The 19,936-nt window shown below is 61.2% G+C and carries 13 protein-coding genes; 12 read left to right on the forward strand and 1 reads right to left on the reverse strand.

Annotated elements, in window-relative coordinates:
* Positions 1-274: 274 nt before the first annotated feature.
* From AC1UK9_RS26145 to choV, 3 genes are all read left to right on the forward strand, one after another.
* Positions 275-1,222, forward strand: a complete 948-nt coding sequence (locus AC1UK9_RS26145) for a choline ABC transporter substrate-binding protein (protein WP_025108533.1) — start codon at positions 275-277, stop codon at positions 1,220-1,222.
* 66 nt (positions 1,223-1,288) lie between these two features.
* On the forward strand, positions 1,289-2,134 hold the full coding sequence (gene choW, locus AC1UK9_RS26150; protein ID WP_007962645.1) for a choline ABC transporter permease subunit: 846 nt from the start codon (positions 1,289-1,291) through the stop codon (positions 2,132-2,134).
* Positions 2,131-3,309, forward strand: coding sequence for a choline ABC transporter ATP-binding protein (gene choV / locus AC1UK9_RS26155; RefSeq protein ID WP_025108532.1), 1,179 nt, complete (start codon positions 2,131-2,133; stop codon positions 3,307-3,309). The genes choW and choV overlap by 4 nt, the downstream gene beginning before the upstream one ends.
* A 200-nt stretch (positions 3,310-3,509) precedes the next feature.
* Here the strand turns inward: choV and AC1UK9_RS26160 are convergent, their stop codons facing one another.
* Positions 3,510-5,450 (reverse strand): BCCT family transporter, encoded by a 1,941-nt coding sequence (locus AC1UK9_RS26160; RefSeq protein ID WP_482580527.1) that lies wholly within the window; start codon positions 5,448-5,450, stop codon positions 3,510-3,512.
* A gap of 482 nt (positions 5,451-5,932) precedes the next feature.
* On the opposite strand from AC1UK9_RS26160, the gene betI reads away from it, so the two are divergent.
* The 9 genes from betI (at position 5,933) to yccS (ending at position 19,849) form a co-directional block, all read left to right on the forward strand.
* Positions 5,933-6,526, forward strand: coding sequence for a transcriptional regulator BetI (betI, locus tag AC1UK9_RS26165; RefSeq protein WP_025108530.1), 594 nt, complete (start codon positions 5,933-5,935; stop codon positions 6,524-6,526).
* An 89-nt stretch (positions 6,527-6,615) separates the two neighbouring features.
* Positions 6,616-8,088, forward strand: coding sequence for a betaine-aldehyde dehydrogenase (betB, locus tag AC1UK9_RS26170; RefSeq protein WP_025108529.1), 1,473 nt, complete (start codon positions 6,616-6,618; stop codon positions 8,086-8,088).
* A gap of 153 nt (positions 8,089-8,241) precedes the next feature.
* Positions 8,242-9,945 carry a choline dehydrogenase gene (gene betA / locus AC1UK9_RS26175; RefSeq protein ID WP_482578760.1) on the forward strand — a complete coding sequence of 568 codons (1,704 nt, stop codon included), beginning with the start codon at positions 8,242-8,244 and terminating at the stop codon, positions 9,943-9,945.
* A 322-nt stretch (positions 9,946-10,267) separates the two neighbouring features.
* Positions 10,268-11,710 carry a TldD/PmbA family protein gene (locus AC1UK9_RS26180; RefSeq protein ID WP_025108527.1) on the forward strand — a complete coding sequence of 481 codons (1,443 nt, stop codon included), beginning with the start codon at positions 10,268-10,270 and terminating at the stop codon, positions 11,708-11,710.
* Positions 11,710-13,047, forward strand: coding sequence for a TldD/PmbA family protein (locus AC1UK9_RS26185; RefSeq protein ID WP_482578761.1), 1,338 nt, complete (start codon positions 11,710-11,712; stop codon positions 13,045-13,047). The genes AC1UK9_RS26180 and AC1UK9_RS26185 overlap by 1 nt, the downstream gene beginning before the upstream one ends.
* A 158-nt stretch (positions 13,048-13,205) precedes the next feature.
* Complete coding sequence (gene mdtD / locus AC1UK9_RS26190) at positions 13,206-14,633, forward strand: multidrug transporter subunit MdtD (RefSeq protein WP_482578762.1); 1,428 nt, start codon at positions 13,206-13,208, stop codon at positions 14,631-14,633.
* Positions 14,634-14,713: 80 nt separating this feature from the next.
* A complete protein-coding gene (dbpA, locus tag AC1UK9_RS26195) occupies positions 14,714-16,099 on the forward strand; it encodes an ATP-dependent RNA helicase DbpA (RefSeq protein WP_025108524.1) in 1,386 nt (461 codons plus the stop codon).
* A 153-nt stretch (positions 16,100-16,252) separates the two neighbouring features.
* Positions 16,253-17,431 carry a BaiN/RdsA family NAD(P)/FAD-dependent oxidoreductase gene (locus tag AC1UK9_RS26200; RefSeq protein WP_025108523.1) on the forward strand — a complete coding sequence of 393 codons (1,179 nt, stop codon included), beginning with the start codon at positions 16,253-16,255 and terminating at the stop codon, positions 17,429-17,431.
* Between the two features lie 225 nt (positions 17,432-17,656).
* Positions 17,657-19,849: a YccS family putative transporter gene (yccS, locus tag AC1UK9_RS26205; RefSeq protein ID WP_473013801.1), complete on the forward strand. Its 2,193-nt coding sequence runs from the start codon at positions 17,657-17,659 to the stop codon at positions 19,847-19,849.
* Positions 19,850-19,936 lie beyond the last annotated feature (87 nt).

Here is a 19,936-nt window from a genome sequence, read left to right on the forward strand (position 1 = left end):
GTTTTCGCCCCGGTTTTTCGCCGTTTTTATGCAGTCCAGATGGCCGATCGGGGCAGAAAAAAGCTGTAAACGACGTCACTGACACTAGATACGACCATCCCTGTACTGGATACGACGCACCCTGTAGGCGTCAGATTTTCACTGGTACATGATCGTTATGACTCGATTGCAAGGCGCCGTGGTAGAGCTGTCTCCAGAACGCCATCCAACCGCAACCTATAAGTGCGGTGGTCCAGTCGGAACACTGCCAAAAAAAACACCAAGGAGTCCATCCATGAAAGGTTCCCCGTCGTTGTTGTTGGCCGCCATGCTGAGTCTGCCGTTACTGGCTCAAGCTGCAGAACCCGCTCAGTGCAGTACCGTGAACTTCTCCGATGTCGGCTGGACCGACATCACTGCTACCACCGCCACCACCTCGGTGGTACTCGACGCCCTCGGCTACAAGACCAAGACCACCATGATTTCCGTGCCCGTGACCTACAAGTCGCTGGCCGACGGCAAGAACATGGACGTGTTCCTCGGTAACTGGATGCCGACCATGGAAAACGACATCAAGGCTTACCGCGATGCCGGCACCGTCGAAGTGGTGCGCACCAACCTCAAGGGTGCCAAGTACACCCTCGCCGTACCGCAAGCCCTGTACGACAAGGGGCTGCATGACTTCGCCGACATCGCCAAATTCAAGAAAGAGCTCGACGGCAAGATCTACGGCATCGAGCCTGGCAACGACGGCAACCGTCTGATCCAGAGCATGATCGACAAGGACGCCTTCGGTCTGAAAACCGCCGGCTTCAAAGTCGTCGAATCGTCCGAGGCGGGGATGCTCTCGCAGGTCGACCGTGCGCAGAAACGCGACACCGCCGTGGTCTTCCTCGGCTGGGCGCCGCACCCGATGAACAAGCGCTTCAAGATTCAATACCTGACCGGCGGCGATGACTTCTTCGGCCCCGATTTCGGTGCTGCGACCGTGGCGACCAACACTCGCAAGGGTTACGTCGCCGAATGCAGCAACGTCGGTCAGTTGCTGAAGAACCTGGAGTTCACCGTCGACATGGAAAGCACCCTGATGGGCAACATCCTGGACGACAAGATGAAGCCTGAAGCGGCGGCCAAGGCCTGGCTGAAAAAGAATCCACAGGTGCTGGATACCTGGCTCGCTGGCGTGACCACCATTGACGGTAAACCTGGCCTGGAGGCCGTGAAAGCCAAGCTCGCACAGTAATTGCCTTACGCCGGGCGAGTTCGCTCGCCCGGGCTGTTTATTCCTTGCATGCGGACGTTCACTACCATGCTGATTGATCAGAAAATCCCTTTAGGCCAGTACATCGCGGGCTTCGTTGAATGGTTGACGCAACACGGCGCCAGCACCTTCGACGCAATCGCCGTGACACTGGAAACGATGATCCACGGCGTGACGTTTGCGCTCACCTGGTTCAACCCTTTCGTCTTGATCGGCCTCATTGCCCTGCTCGCGCATTTCATCCAGCGCAAATGGGGGCTGACTGTTTTTGTGATTGCCTCGTTTCTGCTGATCCTCAACCTGGGGTACTGGCAGGAAACCATGGAAACCCTCGCCCAGGTCATGTTCGCGACCCTGGTCTGCGTGGTCATCGGCGTGCCGTTGGGCATCGTCGCCGCGCACAAGCCGATGTTCTACACTTTAATGCGTCCGGTACTCGATCTGATGCAGACCGTACCGACCTTCGTTTACCTCATTCCTACCCTGACCCTCTTCGGGCTGGGTGTGGTGCCGGGCCTGATCTCCACGGTGGTGTTCGCCATCGCTGCGCCGATCCGCCTGACCTACCTGGGCATCCGCGATGTCCCGCAAGAACTGATGGACGCCGGCAAGGCCTTCGGCTGCTCGCGTCGCCAATTGCTCTCACGGATCGAACTGCCTCACGCCATGCCGAGCATCGCTGCCGGCATCACCCAGTGCATCATGCTGTCGCTGTCGATGGTGGTGATCGCGGCACTGGTGGGCGCCGACGGACTCGGCAAACCGGTGGTCAACGCACTGAACACTGCTGATATCGCCCTGGGCTTCGAAGCGGGCCTGGCGATCGTACTGCTGGCGATCATGCTCGACCGTATCTGCAAACAACCCGACGCCAAAGTAGGGGGTGACGCATGAGCATAATTCGCTTCGAAGACGTCGACGTAATCTTCTCCAAGGATCCACGCGAGGCACTCAAGCTGCTGGATCAGGGCATGACCCGCAACGAGATCCTGAAAAAGACCGGGCAGATCGTCGGCGTGGAAAAGGCCAGCCTGGATATCAACAAAGGCGAGATCTGCGTGCTGATGGGCCTGTCCGGCTCCGGCAAGTCGAGCCTGCTGCGCTGCATCAACGGCCTCAACACCGTGAGTCGCGGCAAGCTGTTCGTCGAGCATGAAGGCAAGCAGATCGACATCGCCTCCTGCACCCCGGCCGAACTGAAGATGATGCGCACCAAACGCATCGCCATGGTGTTTCAGAAGTTCGCCCTGATGCCGTGGCTGACGGTGCGCGAAAACATCAGTTTCGGTCTGGAAATGCAGGGCCGCCCTGAGAAAGAACGCCGCAAGCTGGTCGACGACAAGCTCGAACTGGTCGGCCTGACCCAATGGCGCAACAAGAAGCCCGATGAACTCTCCGGCGGCATGCAGCAGCGTGTGGGCCTGGCCCGGGCGCTGGCGATGGACGCCGACATTCTGTTGATGGACGAACCGTTCTCGGCCCTCGACCCGCTGATCCGCCAGGGCCTGCAGGACGAACTGCTGGAGCTGCAACGCAAGCTGAGCAAGACCATCGTGTTCGTCAGTCACGACCTCGACGAGGCGCTCAAATTGGGTAGCCGCATCGCGATCATGAAGGACGGCCGGATCATCCAGTACAGCGTGCCGGAAGAGATCGTGCTGAACCCGGCGGACGACTATGTGCGCACCTTCGTCGCCCACACCAACCCGCTCAACGTACTCTGCGGCCGCAGCCTGATGCGCACACTGGACAACTGCAAACGCATCAACGGTTCGGTGTGTCTGGATCCGGGTGGCGACTCGTGGCTGGACCTGGCTGAAGGCAACACCATCAAGGGTGCACGGCAGAACGGTTCGGTGCTGAACCTGCAGAACTGGGCACCGGGGCAAGCGGTGGAAGGGCTGGAGCGTAAACCGACTCTGGTGGACTCGAACATCGGCATGCGTGACGCGTTGCAGATTCGCTACCAGACCGGCAACAAACTGGTGCTGCACGACAACAATCATGTGGTGGGGATCTTGGGCGACAGCGAGCTGTATCACGCGTTGCTGGGCAAGAACCTGGGGTAAGAACCCCAGATACAAAAACGCCGCGAGAGGATCGCGGCGTTTTTGTTTATCGGGATATCGGGGCAAGCAGCTTTGCGGCTGAGGCCCCCTTCGCGAGCAAGCCCGCTCCCACCTTGGAATGCATTTCAACTGTGGGAGCGGGCTTGCTCGCGAAGAAGGCGGCGCGGTGCTTCAGACAGAAACACCGCACCACCTACAACTCAGCTGTAAACCCGGCCAAGGAGCTGCCGATGGCTTTCAAACTGATCGAGCACATCGCGAGTGATCTGATCCTGCGTGAAGCCCATCAGGTCGTAATCCTGGCTGCCGTTGTGCAGGTACACCTCGGCGCGGTAGTAACGCTGACGCGCTTCATCGGACTGGGCCGATTCGGTCGGGGTCGCCAGGTAGCCGTCCAGGCTGACTTCGTAGACGAAAGGGTTGCCCTCTTCCATCTCGACGCGCACGCCCATGCAGCGTTTGGATTTACCCAGCAACGTTTGCACTTCCAGACCCTGCGCACGCATCTGCGCCGTCGCATCTTCCAGCGCCGGGCTGACTTGCTTGTCCATGAAACGCTGCACCACCGATTGGCTCGGTTGCAGATCCAGCTGAGTCAGGCGCTCACTGAAGCCACGACGACCGCGTTCAGCCAGTTGCGCCTGCTCCTGTTCGATCTGCACGTCCTGGCGCATCGCCTTGTGCAGGCCGAACATGAAGAACACCAACACCACCGAGAACGGCAGACCGGCCAGCACCACCATGGTTTGCATGGCTTCGAAGTTACCGGCAAACAGCAGACCGATGGTCACCAGCGTGATCACCACCGACCAGAAGATCCGCAGCCAGTGCGGCGCATCTTCGTCAACGTTGCCGCCCTTGCAGGACAGATTCGCCATCATCACCGCGCCGGAGTCGGCCGGGGTCAGGAACAGCACGAAGCCAACAAAGATCGACACACCGATGACGACTTTCGACGCCGGGTAGTGTTCAAGCAATTGATAAATCGCCATCGACGGCTGTTCCAGCGCCGTCTTGCCAAGCTCCACCGCCCCCTGGTTCATCACCAGATCCAGTGCCGAGTTACCGAAGATCGACAGCCAGGCCAACGTGAAGCCCAGCGGAATCAGCAGCACGCCAGCGACCAGTTCACGCACGGTACGACCACGGGAAATACGCGCGATGAACATGCCTACGAATGGTGCCCAGGAAATCCACCACGCCCAGTAGAACAGAGTCCACAGGCCCAGCCAGCGATCCGACTTGGCGCTGTCGCCTTCATAGACGTACAGATCGAATGTCTTCAGTACCACGCCATTGAGGTAGTCGCCGATGTTCTGCACGAAGCCGTTGAGCAGGTGCAGGGTCGGACCGAACAGCAGCACGAAAATCAACAGACCGCTGAAGAGTACGATGTTCAGGTTGGACAGACGACGGATGCCGTTTTCCACACCGGACACCGCAGCGATGGTCGCTACAGTGCTCATCACGATGATCACGATCAGCAGGTTGGTGTTGCTGTGTTCCATGCCGAACAGGTTTTCCAGGCCCGAGGACACTTGCAGCGAGCCGATCCCCAGGTTGGTCACCAGACCCAGCAGGGTCACGAACATGCCGAAGCCGTCCACTGCGTGACCGGCAGCGCCTTTGACCCAACGCTCGCCAACCAGCGGATACAGCGCCGAACGCAGTGCCAGCGGTTGGTTGTGACGATAGGCAAAGTACGCAACAGCCAGGCCGACCAGCGCGTAGATCGCCCAGCCGTGCAGGCCCCAGTGCAGGAATGTCAGCTGCACCGCCTGACGCGCGGCCATGTTGGTGGCCGATGCGCCTTCCGGCGGATTGAAGTAGTGGTCCAGTGGCTCGGAGGCACCGAAGTACAGCAGCGAAATACCGATACCCGACGAGAACAGCATCCCCGCCCAGGCACCGTAACTGAAATCCGGGGTGTCATCCTTGCTGCCCAGTTTGAGTTTGCCGTACGAGGAAAACGCCAGGCCGACGACAAATACCAGGTAGGCGGCAATCACCACCATGTAGTACCAGCCGAAGCTGCGCGACAACCAGGCCTGAGCGATACCCAACAGTCTGCCGGCCTCTTGCGGGGCGATAATCAGAATGGCGGTCAACAACAGAATCAGCGCGGTAGAGGTGTAAAACACCCAACCGTTGACCGTCACCTTCTCGGGCGGGGTCTTTATAAGCGAGGCAGAACTCATGGCACAAATGCTCCAGGCAGTGCGAGAGAAGAACACAAGGCAACACGGAACCCGACCAATCGGTTAGTTGGCAGCCGACCGGCGGGTGATATAAAGACACCCCGAAAAAAGCCCGAACCTGCCGAAATGGCGCTACGAATCGCATTCGTGGCCGAGGTCCGGACGTTCATCCGAAACCTGGCCCTGAGCGTCTTGCCCATTCAACACGTCCATCGAACCGCGAACCGCGCCATGCCCCACGCAGGTTTCAAGCATTTTCGGATGTCGGTTTATCGCCATTTACATGTAGGAAATATCTGTAAGCAGCGACGATTTGTCGCAGATCTTATTCTTTGTTGATTGAACGTTCAATCAAAACAAAATAGACTGGCCCTCAATCCGACAGCCGTTTTTCGTCTGCCGGAAGGCCTAAGGAGATGTGCAAGATGCCCAAGGTCGGTATGCAACCCATCCGCCGCCAACAATTGATCGAAGCCACGCTGCAAGCGGTCGATCAGGTCGGTATGGGGGACGCCAGCATTGCGCTGATCGCCCGTTTGGCCGGTGTCTCGAATGGCATCATCAGTCATTACTTTCAGGACAAGAACGGCCTGATTGCCGCCACGATGCGGTATCTGATGAACGTCCTCAGCGAGAACGTCACCGCGCGCCGTCAGGCGCTGGCAGACAGCAGCCCACGGGCGCATCTGCAGGTGATCATCGAAGGCAACTTCGACGCCAGCCAGGTCAATGGCCCGGCAATGAAAACCTGGCTGGCCTTCTGGGCCACCAGCATGCACCAGCCGTCTTTGCACAGGTTGCAGCGGATCAACGATCACCGTCTGTATTCCAACCTGTGCTGCGAGTTCCGCCGTGTGTTGCCGCTCGAAGATGCGCGCAGCGCAGCGCGTGGACTGGCAGCGTTGATTGACGGCTTGTGGTTGCGCGGCGCGCTGTCGGGAGACGCTTTCGACACCGCGCAGGCGCAACAGATCGCTTACGAATACATGGATTTCCAATTGGCCAAGCAGGTGAGCTAGAGCACACAGAAAACGCTCGGCCCCTGAACCGCCACCGCAGCACCACCGCGGTGGTCAACGCCAACCACTAATGCACTTGCGAGGACACTATGGCCCGTTTCGAACTGCAAAAACTTTACATCGATGGCGCGTACTCCGACGCTGGCAGCGATGCCACCTTCGAAGCCATCAACCCGGCGAACGGTGAAGTCCTCGCCCAAGTGCAACGTGCGACCAAGGAAGACGTCGAGCGTGCTGTGGTCAGCGCTGAAAAAGGCCAGAAAATCTGGGCTGCGATGACCGCCATGGAGCGTTCGCGCATCCTGCGTCGCGCCGTCGATATCCTGCGCGAGCGCAACGATGAACTGGCTGCTCTGGAAACCCTGGACACCGGTAAAGCCTTCTCCGAAACCAAATACGTCGACATCGTTACCGGCGCCGACGTGCTGGAATACTACGCAGGCCTGGTGCCAGCGATCGAAGGCGAGCAGATCCCGCTGCGTGATACCGCTTTCGTCTACACCCGTCGCGAGCCGCTGGGCGTGGTTGCCGGTATCGGCGCATGGAACTACCCGATCCAGATCGCGCTGTGGAAATCCGCGCCAGCCCTGGCCGCCGGTAACGCGATGATCTTCAAGCCAAGCGAAGTCACCTCGCTGACCACCCTGAAACTGGCCGAGATCTACACCGAAGCCGGCGTGCCAAACGGCGTGTTCAACGTGCTGACCGGCAGCGGCCGTGAAGTCGGCACTTGGCTGACCGAGCACCCGCGCATCGAAAAAATCTCCTTCACCGGCGGCACCGACACCGGCAAGAAGGTCATGGCCAGCGCTTCGGCCTCGTCGCTCAAAGACGTGACCATGGAACTGGGCGGCAAGTCCCCGCTGATCATCTGCGACGACGCCGATCTGGATCGCGCCGCCGACACCGCGATGATGGCCAACTTCTACAGCTCCGGTCAGGTCTGCACCAACGGTACTCGCGTGTTCGTACCGAGCCACCTGAAAGCCGCTTTCGAAGCCAAGATCGTCGAGCGCGTAGCGCGCATCCGCATCGGCAACCCGGAAGACGAAAACACCAACTTCGGCCCGCTGGTCAGCTTCCCGCACATGGAAAGCGTGCTGGGTTACATCGCCAAGGGTAAAGAAGAAGGTGCTCGCGTGCTGTGCGGCGGCGAGCGTCTGACCGACGGCGAATTCGCCAAAGGCGCATTTGTGGCTCCGACCGTGTTCACCGACTGCACCGACGACATGACTATCGTCCGTGAAGAAATCTTTGGCCCGGTCATGGCGATCCTCTCCTACGAGACCGAAGAAGAAGTGATCCGTCGTGCCAACGACACCGACTTCGGCCTGGCCGCCGGTATCGTCACCAAAGACCTGAACCGCGCGCACCGCGTGATTCATCAACTGGAAGCCGGTATCTGCTGGATCAACGCCTGGGGCGAGTCCGACGCAAAAATGCCGGTGGGCGGTTACAAACAGTCGGGCGTGGGCCGTGAGAACGGCATCAGCTCGCTGAACAACTTCACCCGCATCAAATCGGTACAGGTCGAGCTGGGCGATTACGTCTCGGTGTTCTAAGACCCGGGTTTTGTATTGCTCGCGAGGCCGCCTTCGCGAGCAAGCCCGCTCCCACATTGAAATAATGTCTCCTGTGGGAGCGAGCCTGCTCGCGAATCGAGTGCAAAGCACTCGGCAGGCCTGACCTGACCACATCTAAAGAGGGTGCATTCAATGTCCCAAGAATTCGATTACATCATCATCGGTGCCGGCTCGGCCGGTAACACCCTGGCGACCCGTCTGACTGAAGATGAAGGCGTCACCGTTCTGCTGCTCGAAGCAGGCGGCCCGGACTACCGCTTCGACTTCCGCACACAAATGCCGGCCGCATTGGCGTTCCCGCTGCAGGGTCGTCGCTACAACTGGGCGTACGAAACCGATCCGGAGCCGCACATGGACGGTCGCCGGATGGAATGCGGTCGCGGCAAAGGCCTCGGCGGTTCCTCGCTGATCAACGGCATGTGCTACATCCGCGGCAACGCGATGGACTACGACGGCTGGGCAAAACTGCCAGGTCTGGAAGACTGGTCGTACCTCGACTGCCTGCCGTACTTCCGCAAAGCGGAAACCCGCGACATCGGCCCGAACGACTACCACGGTGGCGACGGTCCGGTCAGCGTGACCACGCCGAAGGCTGGCAACAACCCGCTGTTCCACGCCATGGTTGAAGCCGGCGTGCAGGCCGGTTACCCGCGTACCGAAGACTTGAACGGCTACCAGCAGGAAGGTTTCGGCCCGATGGACCGCACCGTGACGCCCAAAGGCCGTCGTGCTTCCACCGCCCGTGGCTACCTCGACACCGCCAAGAAGCGTTCGACCCTGACCATCGTCACTCACGCCCTGACCGACAAGATTTTGTTCGAAGGCAAGCGTGCCGTCGGCGTGCGTTACCTGGTCGGCTCGGCGGAAGAGCGCGTTGAAGTCAAAGCGCGCAAAGAAGTGCTGCTGTGCTCCGGCGCCATCGCTTCGCCGCAAATTCTGCAACGCTCCGGCGTAGGCCCGGCGAAACTGCTGGAAAGCCTCGACATCCCGGTGGTTCACGACCTGCCAGGCGTTGGTGAAAACCTGCAGGACCACCTTGAGCTGTACCTGCAATACGCGTGCACCCAGCCCGTTTCGCTGTACCCGTCGCTGCTCTGGTACAACCAGCCGGCCATCGGTGCCGAGTGGCTGTTCAACGGCACCGGCATCGGCGCCAGCAACCAGTTCGAAGCCGGCGGTTTCATCCGTACGCGTGAAGAGTTCGAATGGCCGAACATCCAGTACCACTTCCTGCCGGTCGCGATTAACTACAACGGCAGCAACGGTGTGAAAGAGCACGGTTTCCAGGCGCACATGGGTTCCATGCGTTCGCCAAGCCGTGGTCGCATCCAGGCCAAGTCGAAAGACCCGCGCCAGCACCCGAGCATCCTGTTCAACTACATGGCCACCGAGCAGGACTGGCAGGAATTCCGTGACGGCATCCGCCTGACTCGCGAAATCATGCAACAGCCGGCACTGGACGCCTTCCGTGGCCGCGAAATCAGCCCGGGCATCGAAGTGCAAACCGATGAACAGCTGGACAAGTTCATCCGCGAGCACGCCGAAACCGCGTTCCACCCGTCCTGCTCGTGCAAGATGGGCACCGACGACATGGCGGTAGTGGATGGCGAAGGCCGCGTGCACGGCATGCAAAGCCTGCGTGTGGTCGATGCCTCTATCATGCCGATCATCACCACCGGCAACCTCAACGCGCCAACGATCATGATCGCCGAGAAAATCGCCGACAAGATCCGTGGCCGCAAGCCACTGCCGCGTAGCAACGCTGCCTATTACGTCGCTGGCGGTGCGCCGGTGAAGGGCAAGCCAATGCGTGATATCACGCCTGTTGCTCAGTAATTCAGCAACACCGCGTCAAGGCTGCTCGCGAGCAGGCCCTTGAGTAATACCGAGGCGCGGCCTTCGCGAGCAGGCTCGCTCCCACATTGGTTTTTGGGTGCTCACAGATTTTGTGTTCACTGGAGATCCATTGTGGGAGCGAGCCTGCTCGCGAAGGGGCCTCACATTCAGCACAAATCCCTCTGCTTCAAGTAAATCCTCCTACACCCCCTCTTCACTTGATCCTACCCCCACGCAGGCCTACTCTAGTCCTCGCGCAATCGTTTCACCCCTCCCCGCCGAATCGCCTCACCCCGCAACTCCATAACAAGGAGGTTCCCGAATGTTCGATTTCCACCCCCAGCTCAAGCAGCGCTTCGCTGCCTTGCGCACGGGCGCCGAGTTTTTTTCCCTGCGGTATGTACGCGAGTCCGGCCAGTACCTGTCGGTGCGCAAGAACGTCGCCGAGCCGCCGAGCCTGAGCCGTGACGAAGGCGCGATGCTCACCGTGCGGGTCAACGGTGTCGAGGCTTACGCCGCCACCAACGACCTGTCGCAGCAAGGCCTGCAAACCGCCCTTGAACGCGCCGAACAGCAGGCCCGGCGACTCAAGCCACACGCCTTGCTCGACCTGCGTGATCAGCCGGTGTCGAGCGACCGCGCTGATTACTTTTCGCCCAATTTTGCGCAACCCTTCCCGTCCCTGAGCGAATGCTTCGAGCTGCTCGGCGCGGAGTCCGCCTCGGTGCCAAAGGATGAGCGCCTGGTGAATTGGGAAGCGAGCATCGGCATCACTCACGTCGAGCAGATCTACCTGAGCAGCGCCGGCGCCGAATTGCGCCAGGCCCAGCGCTTCGTCTACCCGGGTCTCGACGTCACTGCCTACGACGGCAACGACAGCCAGACCCGCAGCCTCGGCCGCGAGAACTTCGGCCAGCAGGGTGGCGCGGACGTGATCAGCCGTTGCGGCCTGGTCGGCGCCGGCCCGCAGGTGGCCGATCAGGCTCTGCAACTGCTGCTCGCACCGAACACCCCGCAAGGTCCGCGCGACCTGTTGCTGATGCCTGACCAGATGATGCTGCAGATCCACGAGTCCATCGGGCACCCGCTGGAGCTCGACCGCATCCTCGGTGACGAGCGTAATTACGCCGGCACCAGCTTCGTCAAAACCAGCGACTTCGGCAGCCTGCAATACGGCTCGAAGCTGCTCAACGTGACCTTCGATCCAGACATTCCCGAAGAGCTGGCGAGTTACGGCCACGATGACGACGGTACAAAAGCCAGCAAGCAGTTCCTGATTCGCGAAGGCTTGCTGCTGCGGCCATTGGGCGGCGCGCTGTCGCAGTTCCGCGCCGGTCTCGACGGTGTTGCCAACAGTCGCGCCTGTGGCTGGAACCGGCCGCCGATCGACCGCATGGCCAACCTCAACATCGAGCCGGGCGATCAGTCGCTGACGCAACTGATCAGCGGCATCGAGCACGGCATTCTGATGAGCACCAACCGCTCGTGGTCGATTGACGATGCACGCAACAAATTCCAGTTCGGTTGCGAGTGGGGTCAGTTGATCGAGAACGGTGAACTTAAAGGTGTGGTGAAAAATCCGAACTACCGGGGCATTTCCGCGCACTTCTGGAAGAGTCTGCGCGCGGTCGGCGATGCCGGCACCCGTATGGTGCTGGGCACGCCAAACTGCGGCAAGGGCGAGCCGAACCAGGTGATCCGCGTCGGCCACGCTTCGCCGGCCTGCGTATTCAGCAACGTTGATGTGTTTGGGGGAGACGCCTGATGAGCATTTCGAAGAGTCAGTCCGACGCCTTCAAGGTCATGGTCAATTGGCTGCGCGACAGTGTGCGCGAGCCGGAACAATTCACCCTCAGCTATGCCGCCGAATCCTCGGCATTCGTGCGGTTCAACCACGCCAAGGTGCGTCAGGCCGGTCAGGTGCAACAGGCCGATGTCGGGCTGAAGCTGATCAATGACGGCCGCCACGCCGACCTGCACATCACCCTCTCCGGTGATCAGGAAGCCGACCTGCAACGCCTCGCCGAAGGCCTGCAACAACTGCGCGAAACCTTGCCGCTGTTGCCGCAGGATCCGTACCTGCTGCTCAACCACAACGGCTGGCAGAGCAACAACGTGCAGGAACATCCGCTGCCGGACACCGAACAGGTGGTCGAGGAGATCTGCGCCGCCGCTGAAGGTCTGGATCTGGTCGGCTTCTATGCCGCTGGCCCGATCAGCCGTGGATTCGCCAGCTCTTCGGGGGCGTTTGGCTGGCATCAGGCCAACAGCTTCAACTTCGACTTCAGCCTGTTCCACGAGAACGGCGAAGCAGTAAAAGCCAGCTATGCCGGCCACGAATGGAGCAGCGAAGGCTTCGCCCGCCGCTTCCAGCAGGCGCGCGAGCAACTGGCGTTTCTCGGTCGTCCACTGCGCACGCTGGCACCGGGGCAATACCGGGCGTATCTGGCCCCGGCCGCGCTGGAAGAAATCATGGGCATGCTGAGCTGGGGCGGGTTCTCCGCGCAGTCGATCGCCAGCAAGAGCAGCCCGCTGCAGAAACTGTATGTCGGCGATCAGGCGTTCAGTCCGCTGGTTTCGCTGGATGAGCAAGTCAGCGGCTCGCTGAGCCCGGCGTTTTCCGGCGAAGGGTATCCGCGCAGCGATCTGCGCCTGGTCATCGAAGGCAAAGCCGGCGATCAACTGGTCGGCTCACGCAGTGCCGCCGAATACGGCCTGACCGCCAACGGCGCCAGCGGTGGCGAATCGCCGAGCGCGCTGAGCATGGCGGCCGGGAGTCTGTCGCAGGCCGATATTCTCAAGCAGCTGGGCACCGGGCTGTACATCAGCAACCTGTGGTACCTGAACTTCTCCGATCAGCCGGCAGCACGCCTGACCGGCATGACCCGGTTTGCAACGTTCTGGGTCGAGAACGGCGAGATTCAGGCGCCGGTCAGCACCATGCGTTTTGACGACAGCGCCTACAGCCTGCTGGGTTCGCAGCTGGAAGCACTGACCGCCGAACGCGAGTTGCTGTTGTCGGCGAGCACGTACAGCCAGCGCAATACCTCGTCGGCATTGTTGCCGGGGGCGCTGGTGAGCCGTTTGACCTTGACCCTGTAAGACCAGGATCTCCAGAACACTGGAGATCTACTGTGGGAGCGGGCTTGCTCGCGAAGGCGTCGTGTCAGTCACCAACAACATCGACTGATTCACCGCATTCGCGAGCAAGCCCGCTCCCACCAAAAGCCTGTGCATTAACCCCAAACACAAGAGGTTCCATGCCCACTCGCCCGCCTCTCGACGCCATCACCGCCCGCTGGTTGCCGTGGGTCGTCGCCATCGCTTTCTTCATGCAGTCCCTCGACGGGACCATCCTCAACACCGCCCTGCCGGCCATGGCCCGGGATCTGGCCGAAAACCCGTTGCGCATGCAAGGCGTAGTCATCGCCTACATGCTCACCGTGGCGCTGCTGATTCCGGCCTCGGGCTGGATCGCCGACCGCTTCGGCACCAAGAAGATCTTCTTCGGCGCGATCCTGCTGTTCAGTTTCGGCTCGCTGCTCTGCGCCTTGTCCAGCAGCCTGACCATGCTGGTCGGCGCGCGGGTGATTCAAGGCCTGGGCGGTGCGCTGATGCTGCCGGTCGGACGCTTGGTGGTGCTGCGCGCCTACCCGCGCTCGGAACTGGTGCGGATTATGGGTTTCATCACCATTCCCGGCCTGCTCGGTCCGTTGATCGGCCCGACCATGGGCGGCTGGATGGTGCAATACCTGACGTGGCACTGGATTTTCCTGATCAACCTGCCGGTTGGCGTGCTCGGCTGCTACGCAGTGTGGAAATTCATTCCCGACCTGCGCGGCACTGAACGCACGCGTTTCGACAGCCTCGGTTTCCTGTTGTTTGGCGCGGCGATGATCCTGATCACCATCGCCATGGAAGGCCTTGGCGAACTGCACCTGCCGCACCTGCGGGTGATGTTGCTGCTGTTCGGCGGCCTGGCCTGTCTGGCGGCGTACTGGCTGCGCGCCGGGCACGTCGAAAATCCGCTGTTCGCCCCGTCGCTGTTCAAGACCCGGACCTTTGCCGTCGGCATTCTCGGCAACCTGTTCGCCCGTCTGGGCAGCGGCGCTCTGCCGTTCCTGGTGCCGTTGTTGCTGCAAGTGGCGCTGGGTTATTCGCCGTCGCAAGCGGGGATGAGCATGCTGCCGCTGGCCGCTGCGGCGATGTTTGCCAAGTGGATGGCGCGTCCGCTCATCGAACGCCTCGGTTATCGCATCGTGCTCACCGGCAACACCCTCGCGCTGGGGATCATGCTGGCGAGCATGGGCCTGGTCAGCGAGCAGACCCCGTACTGGCTGTTGCTGTGCCTGCTGGCGATTCTCGGCGCGATCAACTCGCTGCAATTCACCGCAATGAACACCGTGACCCTGATCGACCTCGATGACGCCAGCGCCAGCAGCGGCAACAGCCTGCTGTCGGTGGTGGCGCAATTGTCGCTAAGTCTGGGGGTGGCCTGCGCCGGTGCCTTGCTCGGCGGCTTCACGGCGCAGATCGGCAATGATGGGGTGGAAACCGTGCTGGGCGCGTTCCAGCTGACCTTCGTCACCGTCGGGATCATGGCGATGCTGGCCGCGACGATCTTCTCGCAACTGTCGAAAGAGGACGGCCGTCGGGCCAAGCGCCCGGAAGAACACATCGAACATTAATCACTGTTCGTCCAGAACTTTCGAGGAAAGTGGCACGGGGCTGCTACACTGCGCGACATTTTGTTTTGCAGGCCAGTCCCGTGACCACCATCGCCACCGCTTTTAATACTCTGCCGCTGTCCGCCGCCATGCTGGCTAACCTCGAATCCCTCGGTTATGCCCAGATGACGCCGATCCAGGCGCAGAGCTTGCCGGTGATCCTCAAGGGGATGGACCTGATCGCCCAGGCCAAGACCGGCAGCGGCAAGACCGCCGCATTCGGCATCGGCCTGCTGAACCCGATCAACCCGCGCTACTTCGGTTGCCAGGCGCTGGTGATCTGTCCGACCCGTGAGCTGGCCGACCAGGTCGCCAAGGAAGTCCGTCGTCTGGCCCGCGCCGAAGACAACATCAAGGTCCTGACCCTGTGCGGCGGCGTGTCGTTCGGCCCGCAGATCGCTTCGCTGGAGCACGGCGCACACATCATCGTCGGCACTCCCGGGCGCATCCAGCAACACCTGCGCAAGGGTTCGCTGGTGCTCGACGGCTTGAACACGCTGATCCTCGACGAAGCCGACCGCATGCTCGACATGGGTTTCTACGATGCCATCGAAGACATCATCGAGCAGACCCCGGCGCGCCGTCAGACCTTGCTGTTCTCTGCCACTTACCCGGTGGGCATCAAGCAACTGGCCTCGAAATTCATGCGTGACCCGCAAACGGTGAAAGCCGAAGCGTTCCACGACGACACGCAGATCGAACAGCGCTTCTACGAGATCTCCCCGGAAGAGCGCATGAGCGCCGTGACCAAGGTCCTGCACCACTTCCGTCCGGCCTCCACCGTGGCGTTCTGCTTCACCAAGCAGCAAGTGCAGGAAACCGTCGATCACCTGACCTCCAAAGGCATTTCCGCCGTCGGCCTGCACGGCGATCTGGAACAGCGTGACCGCGATCAGGTGCTGGCGATGTTCGCCAACCGCAGTACTTCGGTACTGGTCGCCACCGACGTCGCCGCCCGTGGCCTGGACATCGATGCGCTGGACATGGTGATCAACGTCGAACTGGCTCGCGATTCGGAAATTCACATTCACCGCGTTGGCCGTACCGGTCGCGCTGGCGAGAAAGGCATCGCGGTCAGCCTCGTTGCACCGTCCGAAGCCCATCGCGCGCAAGCCATCGAACAACTGCAAAAAGCCCCGCTGAACTGGGATCAGGTGGACAACCTCAAGTCCCAGGGCGGCGCCCCGCTGCAACCACCGATGAGCACGCTGTGCATCGCCGGCGGGCGTAAAGACAAGGTGCGTCCGGGCGATATCCTCGGCGCACTGACTGGCGACGCCGGCATCCCGGGCGCCCAGGTGGGCAAGATCGCGATCTTCGACTTCCAGTCCTATGTGGCGGTTGAACGCACCGTGGTCATGCAGGCGCTGCAGCGTTTGAACAACGGCAAGATCAAGGGCCGTTCGTTGCGCGTGCGTGTTTTGTAACTGATCCTCCATTCAAAGGAGATCCCCTGTGGGAGCGGGCTTGCTCGCGAAAGCGGTGTTTCAGGCGACTTTTGTGTCAACTGACACACCGTCTTCGCGAGCAAGCCCGCTCCCACAGTTTGTTTTGTAGCGATCCACCAAGAGGACACCGTTTTGCGCTCTACCGAAGTCGTGATCATTGGCGCTGGCGCCGCAGGGTTGATGTGTGCACTGACCGCCGCCGGGCGTGGGCGTGAAGTGTTGCTGCTTGATCATGCGAACAAGGCCGGCAAGAAAATCCTGATGTCCGGCGGTGGCCGCTGCAATTTCACCAACATGTACACCGAGCCGGGCAATTTTCTCTCGCATAACCCGCATTTCTGCAAATCCGCACTGGCGCGCTACACCCAGTGGGATTTCATCGGCATGGTCGCCAAGCATGGCGTGCCGTACCACGAGAAGAAACTCGGCCAGCTGTTCTGCGATAACAAATCCAGCGACATCCTCGGCATGCTGCTCGAGGAGTGCGATCAGGTCGGCGTCGAGCTGCACCTGGACACCTCGATCCAGACCATCGAGAAGGTCGAAAACGGTTACCTGCTCGACACCACCCTCGGCCAGCTCCAGTGCCAGTCGCTGGTGATCGCCACCGGCGGGCTGTCGATCCCGACGCTGGGCGCCACCGGTTTCGGTTATCAGGTGGCCAAGCAGTTCGGCCATGAACTGCTGCCAACCCGCGCCGGCCTGGTGCCGTTCACCATCACCGATCAACTCAAGGAACTGTGCACCGAGCTGTCCGGGACGTCGGTGGATTGCCTGGTCAGCTGCAACGAGCAGAGCTTCCGCGAAAACATCCTGTTCACTCACCGTGGCCTCAGCGGCCCGGCGATTTTGCAGATATCGTCGTTCTGGGAACCGGGCGACACCGTGGAGATCAACCTGCTGCCAGACCACGACACGGCGACATGGCTGCAACAGCAAGTGGCCGAACGCCCGAACAGCGAGCTGAAAACCCTGCTCGGCGAAATCTTTACCAAGAAGATGGCCAACCTGCTGGCGGACAGCTGGTTCGTTTCCAAACCGATGAAGCAGTACACCCACGCCGAACTGGCGCAGATCGCCGACAAGCTGGGCAGCTGGAAAGTCGTCCCGGCCGGCACCGAAGGCTATCGCACCGCCGAGGTCACCCTGGGTGGCGTCGATACCCGCGAAGTGTCGTCCAAGACCATGGAGTCGCTGAAAAGTCCGGGGCTGTATTTCGTTGGCGAAGTGCTCGATGTCACTGGTCACCTCGGCGGTTTCAACTTCCAGTGGGCCTGGGCCTCGGGTTACGCCGCCGCGCAGTACGTCTGATACCACGCAAATCAAAACGGTGGGAGCGGGCTTGCTCGCGAATGCGCTGGGTCAGTCGACATCAATGTTGAAGACGCCCCGCTTTCGGGAGCCAGCCCCCTCACACAGTGGTTATGCGTGATGCAGTAAGGAACACTTTTTGCTGTCAGATGTGATCGGCGCCATTGCGTCGGCGTCATTACTGGCTCAATTTAGCGGCATCGCCTCGGAAGGCCTTCGCACTTCATGTCCTCGACCTCGTTTCGTCAGTCTTTGCGGCGCCTGTGGGCGCTGGATAAATTCAGCTACAGCGTGCGGGTGTTCATCGCCCTGACCGGCAGCATGGCACTGTGTTGGTATCAGGATGAAATGGGCCTGTTGATCCCGTTGTTCCTGGGAATTATCGCCAGCGCCCTGGCCGAGACCGACGACAGTTGGCAGGGCCGTCTCAACGCACTGGCGGTAACACTGGTGTGTTTCAGTATCGCCGCGCTGTCGGTGGAACTGCTCTTCCCCTACCCCATCGTGTTTGCCATCGCCCTGGCATTGGCCAGCTTCGGCCTGACCATGCTCGGTGCGCTCGGCGAGCGCTATGGCGCGATCGCGTCGGCGACGTTGATTCTGTCGGTGTACACCATGATCGGTGTTGATCAGCGCGGTGGCGCCGTCACCGATTTCTGGCACGAACCGATGCTGCTGGTGGCCGGCGCCGCGTGGTACGGCTTGCTCTCGGTGTTGTGGCAGGCGATGTTTTCCAACCAGCCGGTGCAGCAGAGTCTGGCCCGGTTGTTCCGCGAACTGGGTTTCTATCTGAAGCTCAAGGCATCGCTGTTCGAGCCGATCCGCCAACTGGATGTCGAAGCGCGGCGGCTGGAGCTGGCGCAGCAGAACGGTCGGGTGGTAGCGGCGCTGAACAGCGCCAAGGAAATCATTCTGCACCGGGTCGGCAACGGGCGTCCGGGCTCGAAAGTCAGCCGCTATCTGAAGCTGTACTTCCTCGCTCAGGACATCCACGAACGCGCCAGCTCGTCACACTATCCGTACAACGCGCTGGCTGATGCGTTCTTCCACAGCGACGTGCTCTTTCGCTGCCAGCGCTTGCTGCGCCAGCAGGGCAAGGCCTGCCGGGCACTGGCCGAATCGATCCAGATGCGCCAGCCGTTCATCTACGACGCCAGTTTTGCCGAAGCGCTGACTGACCTCGACGCCTCCCTCGAACACCTGCGCATCCAGAGCAACCCGGCGTGGCGCGGCCTGCTGCGCTCGCTGCGCGCACTGGCGGCCAACCTCGGTACCCTCGACCGCTTGCTCAGCGACGCGAGCAACCCGGATGCCCTGGCGGACGCCACCGACAGCAGCCTGCTCGACCGCTCGCCGCGCAACCTCAAGGACGTGTGGATTCGCCTGCGCACCCAACTGACACCGACCTCCCTGCTGTTCCGCCATGCCCTGCGCCTGCCGTTGGCGTTGAGTATCGGCTACGGCATGGTGCACTTGATTCACCCCTCGCAAGGTTACTGGATCATCCTCACCACGCTGTTCGTCTGCCAACCGAACTACGGCGCGACCCGGCGCAAGCTCGGCCAGCGGATTCTCGGCACCGCCATCGGCCTGACCGTGGCGTGGGCGCTGTTCGATCTGTTTCCCAGCCCGCTGGTGCAGTCGTGCTTCGCCATCGCCGCCGGGGTGGTGTTCTTTACCAACCGTACTACGCGTTACACCGTGGCGACGGCAGCCATCACGATCATGGTGCTGTTCTGCTTCAACCAGATCGGCGATGGCTATGGGCTGTTCCTGCCGCGCCTGTTCGATACCTTGCTCGGCAGCCTGATCGCCGGCCTTACGGTGATCTTGTTCCTGCCCGACTGGCAGGGTCGGCGCCTGAACAAGGTGCTGGCCAACACCCTGACCTGCAACAGCATCTACCTGCGCCAGATCATGCAGCAATACGCCGCCGGCAAGAGCGACGACCTCGCTTACCGCCTGGCCCGGCGCAACGCGCACAACGCCGACGCGGCACTGTCGACGACGCTGGCGAACATGCTGATGGAGCCGGGGCATTTCCGTAAGGAAGCGGATGTCGGTTTCCGCTTCCTGGTGCTCTCACACACTCTGCTCAGTTACTTGTCCGGGCTGGGCGCGCACCGCGAGACCCAGCTGCCGGCGGAAGTCCGTGAACAGCTGATCGACGGCGCCGGGGTGAAACTGGCCGCCAGCATCGACGAAATCGCCCAAGGCCTGGCGAACAAGCAGCCGATAGCGATTCAGAGCGATGAAGAGGAAGCACTGGCCAATGAGCTGGAGCAGATGGCCGACGAGATCGATGAGGGACAGCGTCTGGTGCAGACACAACTGGCGCTGATCTGCCGGCAGCTGGGGCCGTTGCGTACGTTGGCGGCACACTTGATCAAGGACACCAGCGAGGTTGGCGCTGGCTGAAAGGGCGCCTTCGCGAGCAAGCCCGCTCCCACAGGGGAACGCACTCCAAAGGTGGGAGCGGGCTTGCTCGCGAAGGGCCATCAGCCA

The organism is Pseudomonas sp. AK-TSAG1-1 (assembly GCF_056821665.1).

Bases quoted from the DNA above. Each gene is read 5' to 3' on its own strand.
- AC1UK9_RS26145 (WP_025108533.1), top strand. From the start codon at position 275: ATGAAAGGTTCCCCGTCGTTGTTGTTGGCCGCCATGCTGAGTCTGCCG.
- choW (WP_007962645.1), top strand. From the start codon at position 1,289: ATGCTGATTGATCAGAAAATCCCTTTAGGCCAGTACATCGCGGGCTTC.
- choV (WP_025108532.1), top strand. From the start codon at position 2,131: ATGAGCATAATTCGCTTCGAAGACGTCGACGTAATCTTCTCCAAGGAT.
- betI (WP_025108530.1), top strand. From the start codon at position 5,933: ATGCCCAAGGTCGGTATGCAACCCATCCGCCGCCAACAATTGATCGAA.
- betB (WP_025108529.1), top strand. From the start codon at position 6,616: ATGGCCCGTTTCGAACTGCAAAAACTTTACATCGATGGCGCGTACTCC.
- betA (WP_482578760.1), top strand. From the start codon at position 8,242: ATGTCCCAAGAATTCGATTACATCATCATCGGTGCCGGCTCGGCCGGT.
- AC1UK9_RS26180 (WP_025108527.1), top strand. From the start codon at position 10,268: ATGTTCGATTTCCACCCCCAGCTCAAGCAGCGCTTCGCTGCCTTGCGC.
- AC1UK9_RS26185 (WP_482578761.1), top strand. From the start codon at position 11,710: ATGAGCATTTCGAAGAGTCAGTCCGACGCCTTCAAGGTCATGGTCAAT.
- mdtD (WP_482578762.1), top strand. From the start codon at position 13,206: ATGCCCACTCGCCCGCCTCTCGACGCCATCACCGCCCGCTGGTTGCCG.
- yccS (WP_473013801.1), top strand. From the start codon at position 17,657: ATGTCCTCGACCTCGTTTCGTCAGTCTTTGCGGCGCCTGTGGGCGCTG.